At 71.8% G+C, this 23,836-nt stretch carries 20 protein-coding genes and 1 tRNA gene; 5 read left to right on the top strand and 16 right to left on the bottom strand.

Annotated features, from left to right (window positions below; genetic code table 11):
* Positions 1-6: 6 nt before the first annotated feature.
* The 5 genes from atpE to SOM35_RS05110 form a co-directional block, all read right to left on the bottom strand.
* Positions 7-243, bottom strand: coding sequence for an ATP synthase F0 subunit C (gene atpE, locus SOM35_RS05130; RefSeq protein ID WP_027465781.1), 237 nt, complete (start codon positions 241-243; stop codon positions 7-9).
* 61 nt (positions 244-304) lie between these two features.
* Positions 305-1,165 (bottom strand): F0F1 ATP synthase subunit A, encoded by an 861-nt coding sequence (gene atpB / locus SOM35_RS05125; protein ID WP_181439126.1) that lies wholly within the window; start codon positions 1,163-1,165, stop codon positions 305-307.
* Between the two features lie 104 nt (positions 1,166-1,269).
* Complete coding sequence (locus SOM35_RS05120) at positions 1,270-1,749, bottom strand: Cg1360 family ATP-synthase-associated protein (RefSeq protein WP_320514630.1); 480 nt, start codon at positions 1,747-1,749, stop codon at positions 1,270-1,272.
* The gene (locus SOM35_RS05115) at positions 1,746-2,999 is read right to left on the bottom strand and encodes an MraY family glycosyltransferase (RefSeq protein ID WP_111073621.1); all 1,254 of its coding nucleotides are present in this window, start codon (positions 2,997-2,999) and stop codon (positions 1,746-1,748) included. The genes SOM35_RS05120 and SOM35_RS05115 overlap by 4 nt, the downstream gene beginning before the upstream one ends.
* Positions 2,996-3,670 (bottom strand): L-threonylcarbamoyladenylate synthase, encoded by a 675-nt coding sequence (locus tag SOM35_RS05110; RefSeq protein ID WP_320514629.1) that lies wholly within the window; start codon positions 3,668-3,670, stop codon positions 2,996-2,998. Before SOM35_RS05110 ends, SOM35_RS05115 begins: the two co-directional genes overlap by 4 nt.
* A gap of 26 nt (positions 3,671-3,696) precedes the next feature.
* Between SOM35_RS05110 and SOM35_RS05105 the strand changes: the two genes are divergently transcribed.
* Positions 3,697-4,365 carry an HAD family hydrolase gene (locus SOM35_RS05105; RefSeq protein ID WP_320514628.1) on the top strand — a complete coding sequence of 223 codons (669 nt, stop codon included), beginning with the start codon at positions 3,697-3,699 and terminating at the stop codon, positions 4,363-4,365.
* 31 nt (positions 4,366-4,396) lie between these two features.
* Here SOM35_RS05105 and prmC read toward each other — a convergent pair whose 3' ends face one another.
* The 9 genes from prmC to argS form a co-directional block, all read right to left on the bottom strand.
* The gene (gene prmC, locus SOM35_RS05100) at positions 4,397-5,269 is read right to left on the bottom strand and encodes a peptide chain release factor N(5)-glutamine methyltransferase (RefSeq protein WP_320514627.1); all 873 of its coding nucleotides are present in this window, start codon (positions 5,267-5,269) and stop codon (positions 4,397-4,399) included.
* Between the two features lie 5 nt (positions 5,270-5,274).
* Complete coding sequence (prfA, locus tag SOM35_RS05095) at positions 5,275-6,357, bottom strand: peptide chain release factor 1 (RefSeq protein WP_111073624.1); 1,083 nt, start codon at positions 6,355-6,357, stop codon at positions 5,275-5,277.
* Positions 6,358-6,360: 3 nt separating this feature from the next.
* Positions 6,361-8,598, bottom strand: coding sequence for a transcription termination factor Rho (rho, locus tag SOM35_RS05090; protein ID WP_320514626.1), 2,238 nt, complete (start codon positions 8,596-8,598; stop codon positions 6,361-6,363).
* A 164-nt stretch (positions 8,599-8,762) separates the two neighbouring features.
* A complete protein-coding gene (thrB, locus tag SOM35_RS05085; protein WP_320514625.1) occupies positions 8,763-9,752 on the bottom strand; it encodes a homoserine kinase in 990 nt (329 codons plus the stop codon).
* 32 nt (positions 9,753-9,784) lie between these two features.
* Positions 9,785-10,864 (bottom strand): threonine synthase, encoded by a 1,080-nt coding sequence (gene thrC / locus SOM35_RS05080; protein ID WP_320514624.1) that lies wholly within the window; start codon positions 10,862-10,864, stop codon positions 9,785-9,787.
* 107 nt (positions 10,865-10,971) lie between these two features.
* On the bottom strand, positions 10,972-12,279 hold the full coding sequence (locus SOM35_RS05075; RefSeq protein ID WP_320514623.1) for a homoserine dehydrogenase: 1,308 nt from the start codon (positions 12,277-12,279) through the stop codon (positions 10,972-10,974).
* A 28-nt stretch (positions 12,280-12,307) separates the two neighbouring features.
* On the bottom strand, positions 12,308-13,729 hold the full coding sequence (gene lysA / locus SOM35_RS05070; protein ID WP_320514622.1) for a diaminopimelate decarboxylase: 1,422 nt from the start codon (positions 13,727-13,729) through the stop codon (positions 12,308-12,310).
* Between the two features lie 89 nt (positions 13,730-13,818).
* The gene (locus SOM35_RS05065) at positions 13,819-14,589 is read right to left on the bottom strand and encodes an LmeA family phospholipid-binding protein (RefSeq protein WP_320514621.1); all 771 of its coding nucleotides are present in this window, start codon (positions 14,587-14,589) and stop codon (positions 13,819-13,821) included.
* Between the two features lie 2 nt (positions 14,590-14,591).
* Complete coding sequence (gene argS, locus SOM35_RS05060) at positions 14,592-16,262, bottom strand: arginine--tRNA ligase (protein WP_221850338.1); 1,671 nt, start codon at positions 16,260-16,262, stop codon at positions 14,592-14,594.
* Positions 16,263-16,335: 73 nt separating this feature from the next.
* On the opposite strand from argS, the gene SOM35_RS05055 reads away from it, so the two are divergent.
* From SOM35_RS05055 to SOM35_RS05040, 4 genes are all read left to right on the top strand, one after another.
* A complete protein-coding gene (locus tag SOM35_RS05055; protein ID WP_320514620.1) occupies positions 16,336-16,926 on the top strand; it encodes a hypothetical protein in 591 nt (196 codons plus the stop codon).
* A gap of 198 nt (positions 16,927-17,124) precedes the next feature.
* Positions 17,125-17,196 (top strand) — tRNA-Arg (locus SOM35_RS05050).
* Positions 17,197-17,519: 323 nt separating this feature from the next.
* On the top strand, positions 17,520-21,509 hold the full coding sequence (locus SOM35_RS05045; RefSeq protein WP_320514619.1) for a Pls/PosA family non-ribosomal peptide synthetase: 3,990 nt from the start codon (positions 17,520-17,522) through the stop codon (positions 21,507-21,509).
* An 8-nt stretch (positions 21,510-21,517) separates the two neighbouring features.
* On the top strand, positions 21,518-22,834 hold the full coding sequence (locus SOM35_RS05040) for a M1 family metallopeptidase (protein WP_320514618.1): 1,317 nt from the start codon (positions 21,518-21,520) through the stop codon (positions 22,832-22,834).
* Here the strand turns inward: SOM35_RS05040 and SOM35_RS05035 are convergent.
* Both SOM35_RS05035 and SOM35_RS05030 read right to left on the bottom strand, forming a co-directional pair.
* Entirely contained in the window at positions 22,788-23,504 is a 717-nt protein-coding gene (locus tag SOM35_RS05035) for a 4'-phosphopantetheinyl transferase family protein (RefSeq protein WP_320514617.1), read from the bottom strand. The two genes, SOM35_RS05040 and SOM35_RS05035, sit on opposite strands and share 47 nt — an antisense overlap.
* Positions 23,505-23,512: 8 nt before the next feature.
* Positions 23,513-23,716, bottom strand: a complete 204-nt coding sequence (locus SOM35_RS05030; protein WP_111043803.1) for a hypothetical protein — start codon at positions 23,714-23,716, stop codon at positions 23,513-23,515.
* Positions 23,717-23,836: the final 120 nt, after the last annotated feature.

Here is a 23,836-nt window from a genome sequence, read left to right as displayed (position 1 = left end):
GGGGCCTTAGTTGGTGAAGATGAAGTACGTCGCGATGCCGATGAAGGCAAGGGCCTCGGTGAAGGCGATACCGATGTACATGAGGGTGGTGAGGCGACCCTGCAGTTCGGGCTGGCGGGCCACGGACTCGATGGTCTTGCCGACGACGATGCCGACGCCGATGGCCGGGCCGATCGCAGCGAGGCCGTAGCCAACCGTCGCGATGTTGCCGTTGATCTCCGCGAGAACGGTCGTTGCGTCCACGTGTTTTCCTTTCGAGGTGCGGGTCCGACGAGTGTCGGTCCCGTAGGGGGTCAGAAGGGTGTCAGTGCTCGTCAGCCAGCGCGAGCTGGATGTAGACGGCCGTCAGCAACATGAAGACGTACGCCTGGAGCAACCCGACGAGGACTTCGAAGAAACTGAAGGCGATGCCGAACGCGAGCGTCCCGACACCGAACAACTTGAAGAGGCTCTCCGCGTCGAAGAAGAAGAACCACGTCGCCGAGAAGAACAGGACGAGGAGCAGGTGCCCCACGACCATGTTCATCAGCAGTCGCAGCGTCAGCGTGATCGGACGGAGCACGAAGGTGGAGACGAGCTCGATCGGCGTCACGATGATGTACAGCGGCCACGGCACCCCGGGCGGGAAGAGCGAGTTCCGGAGGAACGTGCCCGGGTGCTTGCGGAGGCCGGCGTAGATGAACGCGACGTAGGCGACGATCGCGAGGATCAGCGGCATCGCGATGCGGCTGGTGCCGGCGATGTTCATGAACGGGACGAGACCCGTGAGGTTCATGAACAGGACGCCGAAGAAGATCGTCGCGAGGAGCGGCAGGAAGCGCTTACCGTCCTTCTCACCCAGGTTGTCGAAGGTGTTCCGACGGACGACGTCGAAGGCGTACTCGATGAATGCCTGTCCACGGTTGGGGACCAGCTTGAGCGCGCGGGTTCCGGCGAATGCGAAGACGAGGAGCACGGCCACCGCGAAGAAGCGGATGAGGACGATGCGGTCCATCTCGAACGCAGTACCGGCGAAGAAGATCGGGTCCGGGAAGAACTCGTTGATCGACGGACCATGGAACTCGGCGGCCTTGCTGCTCCCCGCCGCGACGGGGTTACCCGCAGCGATGAGGGACAGGGGAAGAGCGTGGGATAGCAGCGCTGTCTCCTGTGTCGGGGCGCGCACGCATGGCACGCAGAGGTGGACTGATGTGGAGGCTTGCCCGTCCGAGCTCATGCTCCGGCAGCGGGCTCCAGAAGCCTATCAGGTGTGTGCGGCTTCTCGGGCTCTCAGGCAGCGGGGTCGCGATCCTCAGCGTCCGTCCGGTCTCCGGGCAGGCTGACGCCGATCGGGACCCGGGCGCGGGCGATCACGGTGACGTCGATCACGAGCGAACCGATGACCCCGATGATGATCGCGATCGCGAGCACCGGCGTGTTCACCCAGTCGCGGTCCTTCAACGCCACGAGCACGACGATGAACACCACGAACTTCACCAGGAAGGTCCCCATGATCGTGCCGAAGAAGGCCCCGGAGATCATCTGGCCGCCGGAGAACCGGATCGCCAGGAGGACGCTGACCGCGGTGAGCCCGCAGAACACGACGCTCATCACGGCGCCGATCAGCCCGCCGGTCAGTCCGGGGCCACCGGCGGCGAACCACCCGACGACACCCCCGACGACGGCGAGGGCTCCGGCGAGGACGGCACCCTGCAGCAGGATGCGCCGGAAGACCGGCCGGACGTGGTCGAGGCCGTTCGGGGTGGTCACGAGGGATCTCCAGGGATCGGGCGGGACGGGTGGTTGGCGTGCGGGTCGCGGACGGCCGCGGCACGGTCGAGCGGGTCGAGGCTGGCATCCACCGCTCCCCCACGACGGGCGGTCGTCTGCGCGGCGATCTCGACGCGCTTCCGGCCGAGCGGCGCGAACGTCGCGATGGCGCACACGGTGAACCCCACCGCCACGAAGGCAGTGACCCACCACCAGTTGACGAAGAGGAACAGCAGGCACCCGAAGGCGACCGTGGCCGTCCACGCGTAGAAGATGAGCACCGCGTGGAAGTGCGAGTGGCCCATGTCGAGCAGCCGGTGGTGCAGGTGCTTCCGGTCGGCCGAGAACGGCGACTTGCCGGCACTGACGCGGCGGACCACGGCGAGGGCGAAGTCCAGGATCGGCACGACCAGGATCGCGAACGGCAGCAGGATCGGGATGAACGCGGGCAGCAGGTCGGTCCGGGTGCGGACCGCAGCGGGGTCGATGTTGCCCGTGATCGACACCGCGCTGGTGGCCATGAGGAAACCGACGAGCAGCGCCCCGGCGTCCCCCATGAACAGCTTGGCCGGGTGCCAGTTGAGCACCAGGAACCCCGCACAGGCGCCGACCAGCACCGCGGTCAGCAGCGACGGCAGGTTGAAGAAGAACTCGGTCTCGACGACCACGCGGTTGATGAAGAACGTGTAGAGGAAGAACACCCCGCCGGCGATGATCGCGACGCCGGCGACCAGACCGTCGAGGCCGTCGATGAAGTTCACGGCGTTCATCACCAGGACGACGGCGAGCACCGTGAAGATCAGGCTCATGTAGGACGAGCCGACGCCGAGCGTGTTGCCGATCGGCAGCGACACGATGGCGACGCCCTGCCACGCCAGGATCCCCGCCGCGATGATCTGGCCCGCGAGCTTCGTCATCCAGTCGAGGTCCCAGATGTCGTCCGCGACGCCGAGCACCACGATGATCGTGGCCCCGGCCAGCACCGCCAACACCCGCCCCGGTTCCGCGAACACCAACCGGAAGTAGTCCTGCCCGGCGATGGCGGGGAAGAGGAACCACGCACAGAGCAGGGAGACGATCACGCCGAGGAACATCGCGATGCCGCCGAGCCGCGGCGTCGGGGTGCGGTGCACGTCCCGTTCGCGGACCTTCGGGTACCACTTGTACTTGACGCCGAGCTTCCAGACGACGCAGCTGACCAGGAAGCTCACGACCGCCGAGATGACGCCCGCGAGCAGGTAGAACTTCACCGCACGAGGTCGTCCCCGACGACCCGCCTGATCTCGTCGTCGGAGATCACACCGTGGCGCACGATCCGGAGGCCCTCACCAGCGGCGAGGCCCGTGGCGTCGACGATCGTGGAGCCGGTCGAGGAGGCGGTGCCCGCGTGCGCGGGGATCGCTCCCCCGTCGAGGTACACCGCGATGCTGTCGCCGAGCATCCGTTCGGCGTCGTCGATGTCCATCGCGGCGGGGTCGCCGGTCGAGTTCGCGGACGACACCGCGAGCGGTCCGACTTCCTGCAGGAGTTCGAGGGCGATGCGCGAGTCCGGCATCCGGAGCGCCACCGTGCCGCGGGTCTCGCCGAGGTCCCAGTCGAGGGAAGGCTGCGCACGGAGGATCACCGTGAGCCCACCGGGCCAGAACTCGTCGACGAGGCGCCGGACCTGCTCGGGCACCTCGCTGGCGAGGGCGTCCATGGTCGCCACGCCCGGGATGAGCACGGGCGGCGGCGACTGCCGGGTCCGGCCCTTCGCATCGAGCAGGCGCTGCACGGCCTGCGCGCTGAACGCGTCCGCCGCGACGCCGTACACGGTGTCGGTGGGCACGACGACGAGTTCACCGCGACCGAGGGCGGCTCGGGCGAGCCGCATCCCGGTGAGGAGCCCGTCGGGGTCGGAGCAGTCGTATCGGGAAGCCATGACCTGCACGATGATAGTGCGCGAGGATGGTGCACATCGTGAACGAGACCGCTGCGCCCCCACTCCTGTTCCTCTTCGACATGGACGACGTGCTCGTCCGCTACGACTGGAAGACCCGCATGGCCGGGCTCTCCGAGCTGACGGGCCACGAGTTCGCCGAGCTCCGTCGCCGCTGGTGGGACACCGGCAGCGAGCAGCTCGCCGAAGCGGGACACTTCGCCGACGGCGACGCGTACCTGGCCGCCTTCCAGGAGGCGATGGGCTGCACGGTCGACGAGGCCGAGTGGGCCCGCGTCCGTGGCGCGGCGATGACCGAGCTGCCCGACCGGGTCGAGGCGGTCCGGATCGCCAAGGAGCACGGCCGCGTGGCGCTCCTCACGAACAACGGCCCGCTGGCCGGTCGGTGGCTGCACGAGTGGGTGCCGTCGCTGCCCCCGCTGTTCGGCGAGCACCTGGACACGTCGAGCAACTTCGGCGCCCGCAAGCCGGAACCGGACGTCTTCCGCCGGGTGCTCGAGCACCACGGCGTCCCCGCCGAGCGCACGTTCTTCGCCGACGACATGCCGGAGAACGTCGCGGGTGCCCGGAGTGTCGGCATCACGGCCGTCCTGGTCGAGCGCGACACGGACCTCCGTGACGCCGTCAGGACGTTCATCGCCGCCCACGAGACCGCGTCGGTCCCGACCGACGCCTGAGTGCCCGCCGGGAGGCCCGCCCTCCGTCCGCCTAGCGCGTGGCGGTGGTCGTCCGGTCGCGTCCGGTGAGGTCGACGTGCGTCTCCGGCGACCGGAAGCCCCGAGCCGCGAGGACCGCACGCACCCCGGCCCCCTGCTGCTCGGCGTGCTCGACGACGAGGAGTCCGCCGGGCACGAGCAGTCGCCACGCGGTCTCGGTGAGGGCCCGCACGGCGTCGAGGCCGTCGGGTCCGCCGTAGAGCGCGAGCGCCGGGTCGTGGTCGCGGACCTCGGGGTCGATCGGTAGTGCGTCGTCGGGGACGTACGGCGGGTTCGAGACGACGACCGACACCTGTCCGTCGAGCTCCGGGAACGCGTCGGCGAGGTCACCCTCGACGAGTCGCACCGTGCCGCCGTGGGCGTCGACGTTGCGCCGGGTCCACGGCAGGGCCTCGGCGGAGCGTTCGACGGCGTACACGACGGCGTTCGGCACCTCGGTGTCCATCGCGATGGCGATCGCACCACTGCCGGCACCGAGGTCGACGGCGATCGGTTCCGGCACCGCGGTCGCCCGGAGCGCGTCGATGCCGAACTGCACGACGGACTCGGTCTCGGGACGCGGCACGAAGACGCCGGGTCCCACGGACAGGGTCAGGGCGCGGAAGTGTGCTTCGCCGGTGACGTGCTGCAACGGCTCGCGGGTGACGCGACGGGCCACCGCGTGCCGGAAGCGCTCGACGTGCTCGGCGCCGATCGCGCCTCCCGTCATCGCCCGGGCCTGCACGGCACCGCGGGAGGTGTCGGTCGCCCACGCGAGCAGCAGCTCCGCGTCGACCTGCGGGGTCGGCACGCCGGCCGCGGACAACGCCGCGGCCGCCTCCCGGAGGAGACGGTCCGCGGCGTACGTCGGGTGCGGCTGGTCCACGCCGGTCAGGCGTCCTGGTCGCCGATGGCGGCCAGGCGCGCCTCTTCGTCCGCCGAGATGGCGGACTGGATGACCGGCTCGAGCGCGCCGTTCATGACGCGGTCGAGGTCGTAGGCCTTGTACCCGGTGCGGTGGTCCGCGATCCGGTTCTCCGGGAAGTTGTACGTGCGGATGCGCTCCGACCGGTCCATCCCGCGGATCTGGGACTTGCGCGCGTCCGAGGCCAGGGCGTCGAGTTCCTCCTGTTGGCGCGCGAGGATGCGGGCACGCAGCACGCGCATCCCCGCCTCGCGGTTCTGCAGCTGCGACTTCTCGTTCTGCATCGCCACCGTGATGCCGGTCGGAAGGTGCGTGATCCGCACCGCGGAGTCCGTCGTGTTGACGGACTGCCCGCCCGGACCGGAGGACCGGTACACGTCGATCTTCAGGTCGTTCTGGTTGATCTCGACCTCTTCGGGCTCGTCGACCTCGGGGAAGACGAGCACGCCGGTCGTCGAGGTGTGGATGCGCCCCTGCGACTCGGTCTGCGGCACCCGCTGCACGCGGTGCACGCCGCCCTCGTACTTGAGGTGCGCCCACACGCCCTGGGACGGGTCGGTCGCGTTCGACTTGATCGCGACCTGGACGTCCTTGTAGCCGCCGAGGTCGGACTCGGTGCGCTCGAGGAGCTCGACCTTCCAGCCCTTGCCCTCGGCGTAGTGCGAGTACATCCGGAGCAGGTCGGCCGCGAACAGCGCCGATTCCTCGCCGCCCTCGCCGCCCTTGATCTCCATGATCACGTCACGGCCGTCGTCGGGGTCCCGCGGGATGAGGAGCCGGCGGAGGCGCTCCTGGCGCTCCGCCAGCTGCTCCTCGAGCCCGGGGACCTCGTCCGCGAACGCCTCGTCCTCACGCGCGAGTTCCCGGGCGGCGGCGAGGTCGTCCCCCGCCGCCTGCCAGGCCTCGTACGCCGCCTTGATCTGGCTGAGTTCGGCGTACCGCCGGTTGACCTTCTTCGCACGGGCCGCGTCGGCGTGGAGCGCGGGGTCCGACAGCTGCTGCGTCAGTTCCTCGTGTTCCGCCAGCAGCCCTGCCACCGACTCGAACACGCGTTACTCCTGGTGGCCGTTGCCGTGACCGCTGGTCGCCGGCACGGACTTCTGGATCTGGACCAGGAACTCCACGTTCGACTGCGTCTCCTTGAGGTTCCGCAGCACCACGTCGAGTGCCTGCTGGGTGTCGAGCCCGGCGAGGGCCCGGCGCAGGCGCCACGTGATCGCGACCTCGTCGGCGGAGAGCAGCTGCTCCTCGCGACGGGTCCCGGAGGCGTTGATGTCGACGGCGGGGAAGATCCGCTTGTCGGCCAGGTGACGGTTGAGGCGGAGCTCCATGTTGCCGGTGCCCTTGAACTCCTCGAAGATCACCTCGTCCATCTTCGACCCGGTCTCGACGAGCGCCGTGGCGAGGATGGTCAGCGAGCCGCCGTTCTCGATGTTGCGGGCGGCGCCGAAGAAGCGCTTGACCGGGTAGAGCGCGGCCGAGTCCACGCCACCGGAGAGCACGCGGCCCGACGGCGGGGTGGCCAGGTTGTACGCGCGGCCCAGGCGGGTGATCGAGTCGAGCAGCACGACGACGTCGTGGCCCAGCTCGACCAGGCGCTTGGCACGCTCGATGGCGAGCTCGGCGACCGTGGTGTGGTCCTCGGCGGGACGGTCGAAGGTCGAGGCGATGACCTCGCCCTGCACCGTGCGCTGCATGTCGGTGACCTCTTCGGGACGCTCGTCCACCAGGACGACCATGAGGTGCGCCTCGGGGTTGTTCTTCGAGACGGCGTTCGCGATGGCCTGCAGGACGACGGTCTTGCCGGCCTTCGGCGGGGAGACGATGAGACCGCGCTGGCCCTTGCCGATCGGCGACACCAGGTCGATGATCCGCGTCGACAGCTTCGCCGGCTCGGTCTCGAGGCGCAGGCGCTCGTTCGGGTACAGCGGGGTGAGGTCCTGGAAGTCGACGCGGGCGGCGGCCTCGTCGGCGGTCTGGCCGTTGACCGTGTCGATCTTCACCAGCGCGTTGTACTTCTGGCGGCTCTGCTGCTCGTTGTCACGCGGCTGCTTGATCGCACCGACGACGGCGTCGCCCTTGCGCAGGTGGTACTTCTTCACCTGGCCGAGCGAGACGTAGACGTCCTCCGGTCCCGGCAGGTAGCCGGTGGTGCGCACGAAGGCGTAGTTGTCGAGCACGTCGAGGATGCCGGCGATCGGGATGAGGACGTCGTCCTCGGTGACCTCCGGCTCGAACTCGTCGTTCTGGCCACCGCGACCGCGCTTGCGGTCACGCTGCCGGCGGGTGCGACCGTTCTCGGCCTCCTGCTCGGCGGCGCGCTGCTGCTCGCCACGCTGCTGGTCGCCGCGCTGCTGGTCACGCTGGGCGTCCTGCTGCTTCTGGTCGCGCTGGGCGTCCTGCTGCTTCTGGTCGCGCTGCGTGTCGCGCTGGTCCTGCTGCTTCTGCTGACCGTTCTGCTGCTTGCCGTTCTGCTGCTGCGCCGGCTTCTGCTCGGGCTCGGCCTGCTGCTGGGCGGGCTTCTGCTCGCCCTGGTCGGCCTGGTCGGCGTTCTGCCCGCGGCCACGACCACGGCCGCGGCTGCGACGGCCACGACGGGCGCCGCCCTCGGACTGGTCGCCCTGGTCGGACTGGTCGTTCTGCTGGCCCTCGGTCGACTGGGTGTCGTCCTGCACGGCGTCCTGGTCGCCCTGCTCGCCGGCGTCCGCGACCGGGACCTGGGTCTCGGCGGTGGCACCGCGCGACTCCTGCGCGTCGGCCTGCTGCGCCTGACGGTCACGACCGCGTCCGCGACGCTGGCCGCTCTGGGCGGCTTCCTGGGCGTCCTTCTCGGCGCGGACCTGGTCGAGGCCGGCGAGGAGGTCCTCGGTGCCGGTGTGCCCGGCGTTGGTGTGCGCGACCGCAGCGGTCGGCTCGGCGGTGACCGTGCCTCCCGAGGTGACGCGACGGCTGCGACGACCGCGCGGGGCGGACTCGGCGGGGGCGTCGGCCTGCGTGGCCGGCGACTGGGTGGCCGGCGCCTGCGCGGCGGCCTGGGTGACGGGTGCCTCCGCTGCCGGAGCGGCCTCGGGAGCCGGCGTGCCGGTCCCGGCGCCCTCGAGGGTCGGCGTCACGGAGGCGGGTGCCTCGGCCGGACGCTTGTCCTCGATCGACGCGATCAGGTCGCCCTTGCGGAGCTTCGAGAGCCCCGTGATGCCGAGGGACGAGGCGATGCGCTGGAGCTCCGGGAGACGGAGTGCGCGGAGGTCAGTGGGGATCTCCACCGAGGTGGAGGTGGTGACGTCGGTCACGATGCTGTTGTTCCTTCCGACCGCAGAACGCGGAGAGTTTCCACCGATCTCGTGGCAGCGTGCAACGGCCGTCGTTCAGACGACGGACCGGGAACGGTGATCTGGCCAGGCATGATGATCTGGCCCGAGAACGGTGATCTGGAGAAAGTGCCCCACGCACCGGATCAGGCTGGCGGTCGACCGTGGATGGTCGAGGCCTGCGCGAGATCGGCTTCGAGCGTCGGGAGCGCTTTCACTGTAGCACCACCCAGATCGACGGCCAGCATGAGCGGACGCCAGGTGGATTCGGCGTGTCGCTCGACCAGTCCGGCGGCGTCGAGACGCTGCGCCGGGTCGCTGCCCATGACCAGGAGGCTCGGCCCGGCTCCCGAGACGACCGCGGCCAGGCCGTGCTGGCGGAGCAGACCGATCAGGGCGTCGGTCTCCGGCATGGCGCTCGCCCGGTAGGCCTGGTGGAGCCGGTCCTCGGTCGCGGCGAGCAGCAGTTCCGGACTCTGGATGAGCGCCGCGACGAGCAGCGCGGAGCGGGACACGTTGAACGCGGCGTCCTCGTGCGGGACGGTCATCGGCTGCAGGGACCGGGCGAGCTTCGTCGAGAGCGTCGACGTCGGCACGAACACGACCGGCGAGACACCGCGGTGCACGAGCAGTCGCTTGTGCGCCGGCCCGTCCGGGGTCATCCACGCGATCGTCAGCCCGCCGAAGAGGGCCGGGGCGACGTTGTCCGGGTGCCCCTCCATCTCGGTGGCGAGGGTGAGCAGGGTCGCCGCGTCGAGGTCGGCCACGCCCTCGAGCAGGCCACGTGCCGCCATCAGCCCGGCGACGATGGCCGCCGCCGAGGAGCCCATGCCGCGACCGTGCGGGATGGCGTTCGTGGCGTGCAGCTCGAGCCCCGGCTGCGGGACCCCGGCGTGCTCGAGACCACGGCGCACGGCCCGGACCACCAGGTTCGTGTCGTCGGTCGGGACCTCGCCGGCGCCGACGCCGTCGATGGTGACGGTGGCACCCGACTCCGGACGGACACGGACGACGACCTCGTCGTAGAGCGAGAGCGCGAGTCCCAGGGAGTCGAATCCCGGCCCCAGGTTCGCCGACGTCGCCGGGACGCGCACACGCACCGCCCGTCCGGCCGGTACAGCGATGTGGGCGGTCATGCCCTCCCCCGGTCCGGACGAGCGGTCGGCGCTCACCGCGCGCGGACCAGTCCGAGCACGTCCGCGATCGCCGCGGTGTCGACCGGGACGCTCGTCGGCGTGACCTCGCCACCGTCCTGGGTGCGGAGCGCCCACTGCGGGTCCTTGAGGCCGTGGCCGGTCACCGTGATGACGACCGTCGCGCCCTTCGGGATGACGCCCGCGTCGGAGCGCTCGAGCAGCCCGGCGACACCGATGGCCGATGCCGGCTCGACGAAGACGCCGACCTCGGCCGAGAGCAGGTGGTGCGCCGCCAGGATCGCCTCGTCCGAGATGGCACCGAAGTAGCCGTCGGTCTCGTCGCGGGCCTCCAGCGCGTACTTCCACGACGCCGGGTTGCCGATGCGGATGGCGGAGGCGATGGTCTCCGGGTGCCGGACGACCTCGCCGTGCACGATCGGGGCCGAGCCCGTGGCCTGGAAGCCGAACATGCGCGGCATCTTGGTGGAGCGGCCCGAGGCGACGTCCTCGCGGTAGCCGCGGGAGTACGCGGTGTAGTTGCCCGCGTTGCCGACCGGCAGGAAGTGGAAGTCCGGTGCGTCACCGAGGACGTCGACGACCTCGAACGCGGCGGTCTTCTGCCCCTCGATGCGGTCGTTGTTCACCGAGTTGACCAGGTGCACCGGGTAGTTGGCGGACAGGTCGCGCGCGATGTCCAGGCAGTCGTCGAAGTTGCCCTGCACCTGCAGCAGCTGTGCGTCGTGGGCGACGGCTTGGCTGAGCTTGCCCATCGCGATCTTGCCCTCGGGCACGAGCACCGCGGCGGTGATGCCGGCGTGCGTGGCGTACGCGGCGGCCGAGGCGCTGGTGTTGCCGGTCGAGGCGCAGATGACGGCCTTCGCGCCGTGCTCGACGGCCTTCGAGATCGCCATCGTCATGCCGCGGTCCTTGAAGGAACCGGTCGGGTTCATGCCCTCGTACTTCACGTACACGGTCGCGCCGGTGCGCTCGGAGAGCCGACGGGCCGGGATGAGCGGGGTCCCGCCCTCACCGAGCGTCACGATCGGGGTCGCGTCGGTCACGTCGAGTCGGTCGGCGTACTCGCGCAGGACTCCCTGCCACTGGTGGGCCATCAGGCTTCTCTCTCTGTCCGGTGGGTCGGTCTGGGTCGGATCGGGCTGTGTGGAACGGTGCGGGTGGTGCGGGTGGTCGGTCCGGTGCCGGGAGGCGCGTGGTCGCGCTAGACGCCGACGAACCGCAGGACGCTGGTCACGTCCAGGACCACGTCCTCACCGCGGAGCGCGGCGACGGTGTCGGCCAGGTCGGCCTCTCTCGCCAGGTGCGTGCCGATGACGAGCGTCGCCGTCCCCTCGGTGGCACCCGTGGTGGTCTGCTCGACGGTCTCGACGCTGACGCCGTGGGCCGCGAGCACCCCGGCGACGGCCGAGAGCACACCCGGTGCGTCCGACACGTGCAGGGAGATCTGGTAGCGGGTGCGGACGGTCCCGATCGGGAACACCGGCAGCGCCGACCGGGTCGACTCGGCGACACCCGGGCCACCGATGACGTGGCGGCGGGCGGCGGACACCAGGTCGCCCAGGACCGCGGAGGCCGTCTCAACCCCACCGGCTCCGGCGCCGTAGAACATCAGGTCGCCGGCGGCCTCGGCCTCGACGAACACCGCGTTCTTCGCGCCGTGCACGCTGGCGAGCGGGTGCGACTCCGGCACCAGGGCCGGGTAGACCCGGGCGCTGACACCTTCGCGGCCGTCGGCGTCGGTGAGTCGCTCGCACGTCGCGAGGATCTTCACGACGTAGCCGGCCTTGCGCGCGGCTCGGACCTGCTCGATCGTCACGGAGGTGATGCCCTCGCGGTGCACGGCGGCGAGCGGGACCGAGGTGTGGAACGCGATCGACGCCAGGATCGCGGCCTTCTGTGCGGCGTCGTAGCCCTCGATGTCGGCGGTCGGGTCGGCCTCGGCGTACCCGAGCTCCGTCGCGGTGGCCAGGGCGTCGGCGAACGTCGCGCCCTCTCTGTCCATCAGGTCGAGGATGAAGTTCGTGGTGCCGTTGACGATGCCCATGATCCGCTCGATGCGGTCACCAGCCAGCGAGTCGTGCAGCGGTCGGATGATCGGGATCGCCCCGGCGACGGCTGCCTCGTAGTAGAGCTGTGCGCCGACCTGCTCGGCCGCGGCGAAGAGCTCCGGGCCGTGCGTGGCGAGCAGCGCCTTGTTGCCGGTGACGACGTCGGCGCCGGACTGCAGCGCCTGCAGCACGAGGGTGCGGGCGGGCTCGATGCCGCCGATGAGCTCGACGACGATGTCGGCTCCGAGGATGAGCGAACCGGCGTCCGTCGTGAACAGCTCGCGCGGCAGGTCGACGTCCCGCTGAGCGTCGACGTCGCGCACGGCGATCCCGACGAGTTCGAGACCGGCGCCGGCTCGCGTGGCGAGCTCCGGTCCGTGCTCGAGCAGGAGTCGTGCGACCTGGGAGCCGACCGAGCCGGCTCCGAGCAGTGCGACGCGGACGTTGCGGTATTCGATCATCTGGTGGGGGTCTCTCCGGGTCGGGTTCTCAGGCGTCCGGACCGGTCTCGGGTACCGGCACGACGCCCGTGTCTCGGGCGAGGAGGTCGTCGACGCTCTCGCCCCGCACGAGGATACGGGCTGCCCCGTCGGCGACCGCGACGACCGGCGGGCGACCGAGGTGGTTGTAGTTGCTCGCCAGGCTCCAGCAGTAGGCACCGGTCGCGGCCACGGCGAGCAGATCGTCGCGGTGCACGTCGCCGGGCAGGTACTCGTCGTGGACGACCACGTCACCGCTCTCGCAGTGCTTGCCGACCACGCGGGTCAGCACCGGGTCGGCGTCCGAGGCGCGGGCGAGCCGTGCCGTGTAGTCGGCGCCGTAGAGCGCCGGCCGGACGTTGTCGCTCATCCCGCCGTCGACCGACACGTAGGTGCGGGTCGCCGCGGTGCCGTCCTCGGCGTCCACCGAGACGGGCTTGATCGTGCCGACGCGGTACAGCGTGACGCCGGGCGGACCGACGATGTACCGGCCGGGCTCCACCGCGATCTCGGGCACCGGGATGCCCCGGGCGGAGCACTCGTCGGCGATGATCGCGGCGAGGGCGTCCGCGACGTCCTCCGGCTCGAGGGCGGAATCGGCCTCGGTGTAGTCGATGCCCCAGCCGCCGCCGAGGTTGAGCTCCGGCACCGGACCGGACTGCACCAGCGTGGCGTGCACGTCCATGAGTCGACGGGCGGCTTCGCGGAACCCGCTGTCGTCGAATATCTGCGAGCCGATGTGCGAGTGCAACCCGACGAAGGCGAGCGACGGTTCGGCACGGACGGCGGTCGCGGCCTGCACCGCCTCGGACAGGGGGATGCCGAACTTCTGGTCCTCGCGCGCGGTCGCCAGGAACTCGTGCGTCGAGGCGTGCACCCCGCTGTTGATCCGGATGCGGACCCGCTGGGTGACCCCGGCGGCGGCGGCGATCCGGGCGACGCGGCCGATCTCCTCGTGGCTGTCGAGGACGATCGTGCCGAGGCCGACCGCGACGGCGCGCTCGATCTCGGCGTCCGACTTGTCGTTGCCGTGGAAGCCCATCCGTGCCGGGTCGACGCCGGCAGCCAGCCCGACGGCGAGCTCGCCCATCGTGCAGACGTCGAGACGGAGGTCGGCGTCGGCCATCCACCGGGCGACGTGCGTCGTCCAGAAGGCCTTCGCGGCGTAGTAGACGTGTGCCCGCGTGCCGATCCGGGTGAACGCGTCGGTGAAGGCGTCCCGCACGCGGACGGCACGGGACTGCACGTCCCGTTCGTCGACGAGGTAGAGGGGGGAACCGAACCGGGCGACGAGCTCGTCGGCAGCGACCCCGCCGACGGCGAGCATGCCCTCGTCGGTCCGCGTCGCGGACGCGGGCCAGATGCGGCTCACCAGCTCGGAGGCGTCCGCCGGGAACCGCAGTCGCGGCGGCGCAAGGGGGTTCTCGCTCACGGGACCCGATCCTATCCGGCCCGAGCGGGCCTCCCGGCCATTTGACGCCGGCCTGTGGACGGCCGTCGGAGACGGCACCACGCGCCCGGTCAGCAGCGACCGGTGGTGCGCAGACCCGCCTCGTTGAGGGGCAGTTCGTCGGCCGTGATCCGCACCGCCGCCGCCGCCGAGGTCACCCGGAGGGACCGGACACGGAGCTGTTCCGGCAGGAACTGCGCCGTGCAGACCGGCACCGGGACGTCCGAGACGCCGGGGATGTCATCGACCTTCAACCCGAGCGAGGAGTTCGTGATCCGCACGGTCTTCGGCGTGATCGTCACCCCGCGCCCGTCGGACTGCGCGGTCACCGAACCGTCCGCCGCGTACCCGATGCGGAAGCCGAGCACCGTGGCGCTGCCGCGCAGTTCGACCCCGCCGTCGATGAGCCGGACACGCTCGAACAGCGGCGAGTACTTCGACAGCTCCTTGACCGCTCCGGAGGCCAGTCGGACCGTGCCGTCGACGTCGTGCACCGCACCCTTGCCGTCCACGGGCAGGTCGTGCGCCGTGACGTCGGCGGCGAGCGGGATGCCCTCCACCGTCAGCCGGTCGGAGGTGATCCGGACGTCGTCGAGGGTCCCGCGGAGCAGCTGCGGGATGACGACCCCCGACACGTGCGCGTCGACGGTGCCCGTCGAGCCGTCCGGCAGCGACTGCTCGACCTGCGAGGCGACCGTCCGGTCGACCACGCCGCGGAGCACGAACTCCGCCACGACGACCAGCACGGCCAGCACCACGAGGACGACGACCAGGACGATCGCGACCGTCCGGCCGCGGCGCTTCGGGCGTCGACCCGCTGCCGGAGCCGCTGCGGACGACACCGCTACATCCGTTCGGGCGCGCTGACGCCGAGCAGCCCGAGACCGTTGCGGACGACCTGGCCGGTGGCGTCGTTCAGCCACAGGCGGGTGCGGTGCAGGTCGGTCACCGACTCGTCGCCGAGCGGGGTGACACGGCAGGAGTCGTACCAGCGGTGGTACAGCCCGGCGAGCTGCTCGATGAAGCGCGCGATGCGGTGCGGCTCACGGAGCTCGGCGGCCTGACGGAGCACCCGCGGGTACTCGGCGAGGGCACCGAGGAGCGAGCTCTCCGACTCGTGCGTCAGCAGCGACGCGTCGAACACCGAACGGTCGACACCCGACGCGGCGGCGTTCCGCGCGACGGACTGCGTGCGGGCGTGGGCGTACTGCACATAGAAGACGGGGTTGTCGTTCGTCCGCTTGGTGAGCAGGTCGAGGTCGATGTCGATCGCAGTGTCGCTCGCGAAGCGGACCAGGGCGTACCGACCGGCGTCGACACCGACCGCGTCGACCAGGTCCTCCATCGTCACGACCGTGCCGTTGCGCTTCGACATCCGGAGCGGCTGGCCGTCCTTGAGCAGGTTCACCAGCTGCCCGATGAGGATCTCGAGGTTCTTGCCCGGCTCGTCACCGAACGCGGCACACATCGCCATCATCCGGCCGACGTAGCCGTGGTGGTCCGCGCCGAGCATGATCAGGTTCCGCTCGAAGCCGCGCTCGCGCTTGTCGAGGTAGTACGCCAGGTCGCCGGCGATGTACGCGGGCTCGCCGTCCGACTTGATGACCACCCGGTCACGGTCGTCACCGAAGTCCGTCGTCCGGAGCCACAGTGCGCCGTCCGCCTCGTACATCCGGCCCTGCTCCTGCAGCCGGGCGATGGCGCGGTCGACGGCCTTCGACTCGTGCAGCGAGTTCTCGTGGAAGAAGACGTCGAAGTCCACGCCGAAGTCGTGCAGCGAGCGCTTGATGTCCGTGAACATGAACTCGACGCCCTCGCGGCGGAACAGCTCCTGCGCCTCGTCGCGCGGCATGTCCGTCACGTCGAGACCCGGCTCGAGCGTCGCGAGCACCCGGGCCGCGATCTCGCCGATGTAGGCACCGCCGTAGCCGTCCTCCGGCGTCGGCTCGCCCAGCGCGGACGCCAGCAGCGACCGGGCGAACCGGTCGATCTGGTTGCCGTGGTCGTTGAAGTAGTACTCGCGGGTGACCAGGCCGCCCTGCGCCTGGAACACACGGGCCAGGCTGTCGCCGACCGCGGCCCAGCGGACACCGCCCATGTGGATCGGACCGGTCGGGTTGGCCGAGACGAACTCCAGGTCGATGCGGACGCCGTCGTACAGGTCGCCGTGGCCGAACGACTCGCCCTGGTCGACGATGGTGCGCGCGACCTCGCCGGCCGCAGCCGCCTCGAGCGTGATGTTGATGAAGCCCGGACCCGCGACGTCCACCGACGCCACACCGTCGAGCTCGGTCAGCTCGCCGGCGATCTCCGTCGCGAGCTCGCGCGGGTTCGTGCCCAGGCGCTTCGCGAGCTGCATCGCCGCGTTCGACGCCCAGTCACCGTGTGCGCGGTTCTTCGGCCGCTCCAACGCCACGTGCGACTGCTCGATCGTCACCGTGTCGGCAGCACCGCGTCGCTCGACGATGCCCGTGAGGATCGACAGGTACGCTTCGGAGAGTTCGGCAGGAGTCACGGCGCACGAGTCTACCGGGACACCCAGCAAGCGCCCGGACCACGCCGGGGCCGATGCACCAGGATGGTCGGTCATGACCTCCCGCAGCCTCCGGGCGATCAGCATCGCCGCCCTCGTCGTCCCCGCCGCCCTCGTCCTCGCCGGCTGCTCCGGCGGCGGCAGCGACCGCGCGACCGCCTCCGGCACGGCCACCGCCGGCGTCGTCGGACGGCCGGTCAGCCAGACCTGCGCCGAACTCGTCCCCACCGACACGTTCAGCGTCTACGGGCAGCAGTTCGAACGGGTCCGCGCCCCGAAGCCGACCAAGGGCTCCCCCGTCGCCCAGATCGCCGCCCAGGACGGCCGCGTCTGCACCTGGCGCTCCACCGCCGACGACGACGTCACCGTGACCGTCGCCGTCGCACACCTGCCGGGGAAGCAGCTCACACAGCTCAAGGACGCCCTCTTCGAACAGGGCGGCTCCGTCCCCACCTACACGGTCGAGGGGTACTTCACCCTGAGCGGGAAGACCGGCCGCGCCGACGCGTTCGCCGACCCCTACTGGATCCACACCTCGTCCACCCTCTTCACCGAACCCGGAGCCGCGCAGCCCGTCGTCGACGCGGTCCGCGCCGCGGTCGCGCCCGACGCCCGCGCCCCAGAGAGCAGCGCACCGACACCCTGACGATGCTGCCGGGGAACGGTCGCCGGCGTGGCGGCCGGACCGTCGCCGGGAGCGTCGCTGGGCCGTCACCGGACCATCAGCGGACGGGAGGCGCGGGGCGGGGCCGGCACGCGCCTCCCGTCCGCCGACGGCACGCCCGGAGGCCCGACACGCGTACAGGGGGCCGGTCCGGACCTGCTACGGTTGGTGACACCCCGGGCCCCCATAGCTCAGGGGATAGAGCACTGCCCTCCGGAGGCAGGGGCGGAGGTTCGAATCCTCCTGGGGGCACAGTGACATTCCCGCACGGTGACATCCCCGCGCAAGCTGACGTCCTCGCTGCGCTCGGTCGGCAGCGCGCGATGTCGGCTTCGCCGACTGATCCCCCGTGGGGACTCCGGTGGTCCGCTCGGCTCGTGGTGAGACTCCGGTACGTCGGCGACTGAACCGTGAGACTCCGGCAGGTCGGCGCACCTCGTCGTGAGACTCCGGTACGTCGGCGACTGAAGCCGTGAGACTCCGGCAGGTCGGGGCGACTCGTCGTGAGGCTGCGACGTGTGCGCGTGCGGCGGGGTTTCCGGGGTGGACACCTGGGGGCTCTAGGATCACGCGGCGTGACGCACTCCACGCAGCAGGAACTCGACCGGGGCAGCCGCGCGACGCCCGCCAGGACCCTGCTCGACGTCCTCGCCGCCACCGCCGAGACGCACCCCGACGCCCTCGCCCTCGAGACCCCCGACGGGCCGCTCGACTACCGGGCCCTCCTCGCCCTCGTGCACGAGCGCGCCGACGACCTCGCCCGGCACGGCGTCCACCGCGGCGACCGGGTCGGGATCCGCATCCCCTCCGGCGGCCGCGACCTGTCCGTCTCGATCCTCGCCGTCCTCGCCGCCGGCGCCGCCTACGTCCCCGTCGACGCCGACGACCCCGAGGAACGCGCCACCCTCGTCTTCGGCGAAGCGGACGTCGTCGGCGTCATCGGTGCCGGCGGGGTCCTCCGGAGCCGCGACGGCAGCGCCCTGCCGGTCACCGACCCCGCGGCGAGCGCCGAGCCCCCGACGATCGACGACGACGCCTGGATCATCTTCACGTCCGGGTCCACCGGGGTGCCGAAGGGCGTCGCCGTCACCCACCGCTCCGCGGCCGCGTTCGTCGACGCCGAGGCGCGGATGTTCCTGCAGTCGGCACCGCTCGGGCCGACGGACCGGGTGCTCGCCGGGCTCAGTGTCGCGTTCGACGCCTCGTGCGAGGAGATGTGGCTCGCCTGGGGGCACGGTGCCTGCCTGGTCCCCGCACCCCGGTCGCTGGTGAAGAGCGGTGTGGACCTCGGGCCGTGGCTCATCGCGCACGGGATCACCGTCGTGTCGACGGTGCCGACGCTCGCGGCGCTGTGGCCGGACGACGCGCTGGAGTCGGTGCGTCTGGTGATCTTCGGCGGTGAGGCCTGCCCGCCCGAGCTCGCCGCCCGCATCGCGTCGCGCGACCGGGAGGTCTGGAACACCTACGGGCCGACGGAGGCCACGGTCGTGGCGTGCGGGGCGCTGCTCGACGGCAGCACGCCGATCCGGATCGGGCTGCCGCTCGACGGGTGGGACCTGGCCGTCGTGGACGCCGAGGGGCAGCGGGTCGCACCGGGCCAGGTCGGTGAGCTGGTGATCGGCGGCGTCGGGCTGGGCCGCTACCTGGACCCGGCGAAGGACGCAGAGAAGTACGCGTCGTTCCCGACCCTCGGGTGGGAGCGGGCGTACCGGAGCGGTGACCTGGTGCGGTACGACCCGGAGGGCCTCGTCTTCCAGGGGCGTGCGGACGACCAGGTGAAGCTCGGCGGTCGTCGCATCGAGCTGGGTGAGATCGACGCTGCGCTGCAGGCGCTGCACGACGTCGCCGGTGGTGCCGCGGTCGTGCAGCGGACCCCGGCCGGCAACCAGGTCCTCGTCGGCTACGTGGCCCCCGTCGCGGGTGCGACCATCGACACGTCGGCCGCGAACGAGCGGCTCCGGCAGGAGCTGCCCGCCGCCCTGGTGCCGCTCCTGGCGGTGGTGGACGTGTTGCCGACCCGCACGTCCGGCAAGGTCGACCGTGCGGCGCTCCCCTGGCCGCTCGCCGGAGCGACGGGCACGGACCTGCCGCCGACGGTCGCGTGGATCGCGGAGCGGTGGTCGGCGATCCTCGGGGTACCGGTGGCGGACGTCGACGACGACTTCTTCGCGCACGGCGGCGGTTCGTTGACCGCCGCGCAGCTGGTCTCGGCGATCCGCGAGCGGTACCCGACGACGACGGTGGCCGACGTGTACGACCACCCGCGCATCGGCGCCCTCGCGGACGCGTTGGACGAGTCCGGTCCGGTGGCTGCGGCCTCCCGGCACGTGGTGCCCGTGCCACCGGCGACCGGGGCGCTGCTGACGCTCCTCGGGCTGCCGCTCCAGGTGATCCGCGGGCTCCGGCTGCTCAGCTGGACGGCGTTGGTCGCGCAGGTCCTGCACACCACGACGATGCCGTTCCTGCCGGTGCTGCCCTGGCCGGCGCTCGTGGTCGGCCTGCTGCTGTTCGTCACCCCCGCGGGGAAGATGACGCTCACCGTCGTCGCTGCCCGGCTGCTGCTGGCCGGTGTCCGTGCCGGTGACCACCCCCGTGGCGGGTCGGTGCACGTGCGGGTCTGGCTGGCCGAGCGCATCGCCGAAGCGGTCGACGGCCCCTCCACCGCGGGGGCGCCGTGGATCAGCTACTACGCCCGGGCCCTCGGGGCGACGATCGGCCGTGACGTCGACCTGCACACCCTGCCGCCCGTCACCGGGATGCTGACGATCGGCAAGCGCGCCTCGATCGAGCCCGAGGTCGACCTGGCCGGGCACTGGGTGGACGGCGACGTCTTCCGGCTCGGTCCGGTGCACGTCGGTGCGGACGCGGTCGTGCACAGCCGCTCGACGCTGATGCCCGGCGCCCACGTCGGTGACGGCGCCGAGGTCGAAGCCGGGTCCGCCGTCGCGGGACGCGTCCCCGACGGGCAGCGGTGGGCCGGGTCGCCCGCCGAGCGCGTCGGTTCGGCACGCCACGGCCGGGAGGCACGCCCCGCCTCCCCGAAGCGCTGGCTGCTCGCGTACGGGGTCGGCTCGGTCGTCGTCGCCGGGCTCCCCGTCGTCGGGGTCGCGGCCGGGCTCGCGGTCGCCGCCGCGGTGGTCGGACGCCCGGGGTCGCTCGGCGCCGCGGTGGGACCGGCGCTGCTCGCGGTGCCGCTGGCCACCGTCGTCGCCGGCGTCGTGTACGCGGGGCTCGTCGTCGCCGCGGTCCGGCTGCTCGGGCTCGGCCTGGTCGAGGGTCGGCACCCGGTGCGCTCCCGGACCGGCTGGCAGGTGTGGAGCACGGAGCGGATCCTCGACGCCGCGCGGACGCTGCTGTTCCCGCTGTACGCCAGCCTGGTGACCCCGCTGTGGCTCCGGCTGCTCGGTGCGAAGGTCGGCCGGGACACCGAGATCTCGACCGTGCTGCTCATCCCGGCGCTGACGCAGATCGCCTCGGGGGCGTTCCTGGCCGACGACACGATGGTCGCCACGTACGAGCTCGGCGGCGGCCGCGTGAAGATCGGTCGCTCGAAGGTCGGACGTCGGGCGTTCCTCGGCAACTCCGGGATGACCGGCGCCGGTCGCTCGGTCCCCCGCGAGGCACTCGTCGCCGTGCTGTCCGCCGTGCCGAAGAAGGCCAAACGCGGCTCGTCCTGGCTCGGCAGCCCGCCGGTCCGCCTGCGCCGCGCCGCCGCGCAGTTCGACGAGGAACGCACCTTCCGGCCACCGACCCGGCTCAAGGTCGCCCGCGGCGCGTGGGAGCTGCTGCGCCTGGTTGCACCGATGGTCTCCGCCGGCATCGGCCTCGGTGTCGCGACGACCCTCCTGGCGCTCTGGAGCACGGTCGGCATCGGGTGGACCGTGCTGCTCGCCGGCCCGGTGCTCATCGTCGCCGGAGCCGTCGCCGCCGCGGTGTCGACCCTGGCGAAGTGGGCCTTCGTGGGACGCATCACCGCGACCGAGCACCCCCTGTGGTCCTCGTTCGTGTGGCGGAACGAGGTGCAGGACACCTTCGTCGAGACCGTCGCACGCCCCTGGTTCGCCGAGCAGGCCATCGGTACGCCCGCTCTGTCCGCGTGGCTGCGGAGCCTCGGCGCGACGATCGGCCGCGGCGTCTGGTGCGAGACCTACTGGCTGCCCGAGGCGGACCTGGTCACGATCGGCGACGGTGCGACGATCGCCCGCGGCACCGTCGTCCAGACGCACCTGTTCCACGACCGCGTCATGCAGCTCGACACCGTCACCCTCGACGCGGGAGCGACGCTCGGTCCGCACGGCGTCGTCCTGCCCGCCGCCGGCATCGGCCCCGGTGCGACCGTCGGGCCGGCCTCCCTCGTGATGCGCGGCGAACAGGTCCCCGCGGGCACGCTCTGGGCCGGCAACCCGATCTCGCCGTGGGAGCACCCGCCGTGGCGGGACGTGGTCGAGGCGGAGGCGGGTGACGTGTCGGAGCCGGGTGGTGCCTCCCGGCCGGACGGCACCACCGGGACCGTGGACGGGAAGCGCGCCGACGCCCAGGCCCCCGTCGGGGCCGTGACAGACTGACCGGCACCGTGAAGCAGACCGATCCCGCCACCGACCCGTACACCCCGCACAGCGGCGACCGGCGCTGGTCGAGCCGCCACCACGACCTGCACCTGGACTACCGGGTCGCCACGAACCGCCTCGACGCGACCGCCACCCTCACCGCGGTGGCGAACGAACCGCTCGACAAGGTCGTCCTCGACCTGCACGGGCTGTCGGTCGACCGGGTCGACGTCGACGGCGTGCGCGCGAAGAAGGTCTCGGTCGGGACGCACAAGACCACCGTCACGCCCGCGACCCCGATCGCCGCCGGCGCCGAGTTCGCCGTGCACGTCCGCTACCGCGGCGCACCCCGACCGCTCCGGAGCCCGTGGGGCACGCTCGGCTGGGAGGAACTGACCGACGGCGTCATCGTCGCCAGCCAGCCGATCGGCGCCCCGTCCTGGTTCCCGTGCAACGACCGCCCGGACGACAAGGCCACCTACCGCATCGAGCTCACCTGCGAGGCCGGCTACGACGTCGTCGCGAACGGGGAGCTGCTCGGCCGCGACCGCACCGCCCGCGGTACCCGGTGGACCTACGCCGTCACCGAGCCGATGGCGACCTACCTGGCGACCGTGCAGATCGGCCGCTACCGCACCACGACGATCCGCGGCGGGGCCGTCCCGGTCACCCTGCACCACCCGGCCGACCTGACCGCGGCGGCGAAGACCGACTTCGGACGGGTGCCGGAGATGATCGACCTGTTCACCGACCGCTTCGGCCCGTACCCCTTCGCCGAGTACGGCGTCGTGGTCACCGACGACGAGCTGGAGATCCCGCTCGAGGCGCACGGCCTGGCGGTCTTCGGCCGGAACCACGTCGACGGCGAACACGGCACCGACCGGCTCATCGCCCACGAACTCGCCCACCAGTGGTTCGGGAACTCGGTGACCCTCGGGCAGTGGCGCGACATCTGGCTGCACGAGGGGTTCGCCTGCTACGCCGAGTGGCTGTGGTCCGAGCACCGCGGCGGCGACTCGGCGGACGACCTGGCCGCGCAGTACCGCGCCGGGCTGCTCGACCAGCCGCAGGACCTGGTCGTCGCCGACCCCGGCGCCCGGGACATGTTCGACGACCGCGTCTACAAGCGCGGAGCCCTCGCCCTGCACGCCCTCCGTCGCACGATCGGCGACGACGCCTTCACCGCCGGGCTCCGGACCGTCACCGAGCGGCACCGGTACGGCACGGTCACGACGCCCGACGTCGTCGCCGCGTTCGCCGCCGCCGCGGGGAGCACCCCGGGCGACGTGCTGCTCGTCACCGGACCGTGGATCGACGAGCCCGGGGTGCCGGCGCTGCCGTAGGGCCTGTCGGTCGGGTTCCGTCGGTCCGGTGGCGTCGGTCCTGGACGGTGACCGGGGCGCCGTCGGCCGCGACGGCGAGCACGAGGTCCTCGTCGAGCCGGAGGACCGTCACCGGGTGCACGAGCCCGTCGAGTCGAGCGGTGTGCCGGGCGGGCACGGACGTGGCGTGGTGGAGGTCGAGGTGATCGAGCATCGCGTGGTCGAGCATCCCGTGGTCGAGCACGGCGTCGACCGCGGTCGGGTCGACGCGGAGGCCCCGACCGTCGCGTTTCAGGACGGCTTCCTTCACCGCCCAGCACGCGGTGCGGTGGACGGCGGCGGCCCCGGATCGTGCGGCACGCTCACGCTCCCCCGGGGTGAACGCGTCGAGCTCGGCGGCTGCGACGCGGGAGGGACGTTCGACGTCGACGCCGATCATGCCCGGGCCAGGGCCGACGGCGAGTGCCAGGACCCCCGTCGTCCGCGACAGGCTGACACCGAGGTCGTGACCGTCCGCGACGGCTGTCGGTCGGCCGTGGTCGGCCGCTCCGCAGTGCGGGCAGCGACGGACGACGCGCACCAGCGCGGGGGCGGTGTCGGTGACGTCCGTGACGAGGGCGACCAGCGCCTCCCGGTCGGCGGCGCGTGACCCGCGTCCGGACAGGACACGGACGACGACGCCGTCCGACACGGCGGCGTTCAGGCGTGCGTCAGGGCGATGAGCGCGACGTTCATGGTCGCGTACTTGCCCTCGGACCGGGTCGCTTGCCGGACGCGGCCACGGAGGACCTCGTACCGGCCGTCACTTTCGCGGACGAACCCGATCACACCGCTCAGCGGTGTCGACACGCGGTGGTACCCGTCCTCCAGTGGGACGACTTCTGCGGTGGTCGCTCGCTCCATTGCTGGACCCCTTCCTCGTTGACGTGGACTCACCATACCCCGCTTCGGGGGACACCCCTCTCGGCTTGTCCGCTTCCTGCGTGGGTCGACCGCAGCCGGACGGGGTACATCCCGTCCACA

Source organism: Curtobacterium sp. CFBP9011, assembly GCF_034045095.1.
Lineage (GTDB): Bacteria > Actinomycetota > Actinomycetes > Actinomycetales > Microbacteriaceae > Curtobacterium.
The sequence above is the reverse complement of the archived record's forward strand: the minus strand, read 5'-3'. Positions and strand labels throughout refer to the sequence as shown.

Coding starts and splice junctions, on each gene's coding strand:
- SOM35_RS05110 (WP_320514629.1), bottom strand. CDS start 3,670: ATGGCTTCCCGATACGACTGCTCCGACCCCGACGGGCTCCTCACCGGG.
- SOM35_RS05105 (WP_320514628.1), top strand. CDS start 3,697: ATGGTGCACATCGTGAACGAGACCGCTGCGCCCCCACTCCTGTTCCTC.
- thrB (WP_320514625.1), bottom strand. CDS start 9,752: ATGACCGCCCACATCGCTGTACCGGCCGGACGGGCGGTGCGTGTGCGC.
- thrC (WP_320514624.1), bottom strand. CDS start 10,864: ATGGCCCACCAGTGGCAGGGAGTCCTGCGCGAGTACGCCGACCGACTC.
- SOM35_RS05075 (WP_320514623.1), bottom strand. CDS start 12,279: ATGATCGAATACCGCAACGTCCGCGTCGCACTGCTCGGAGCCGGCTCG.
- SOM35_RS05055 (WP_320514620.1), top strand. CDS start 16,336: ATGACCTCCCGCAGCCTCCGGGCGATCAGCATCGCCGCCCTCGTCGTC.
- SOM35_RS05030 (WP_111043803.1), bottom strand. CDS start 23,716: ATGGAGCGAGCGACCACCGCAGAAGTCGTCCCACTGGAGGACGGGTAC.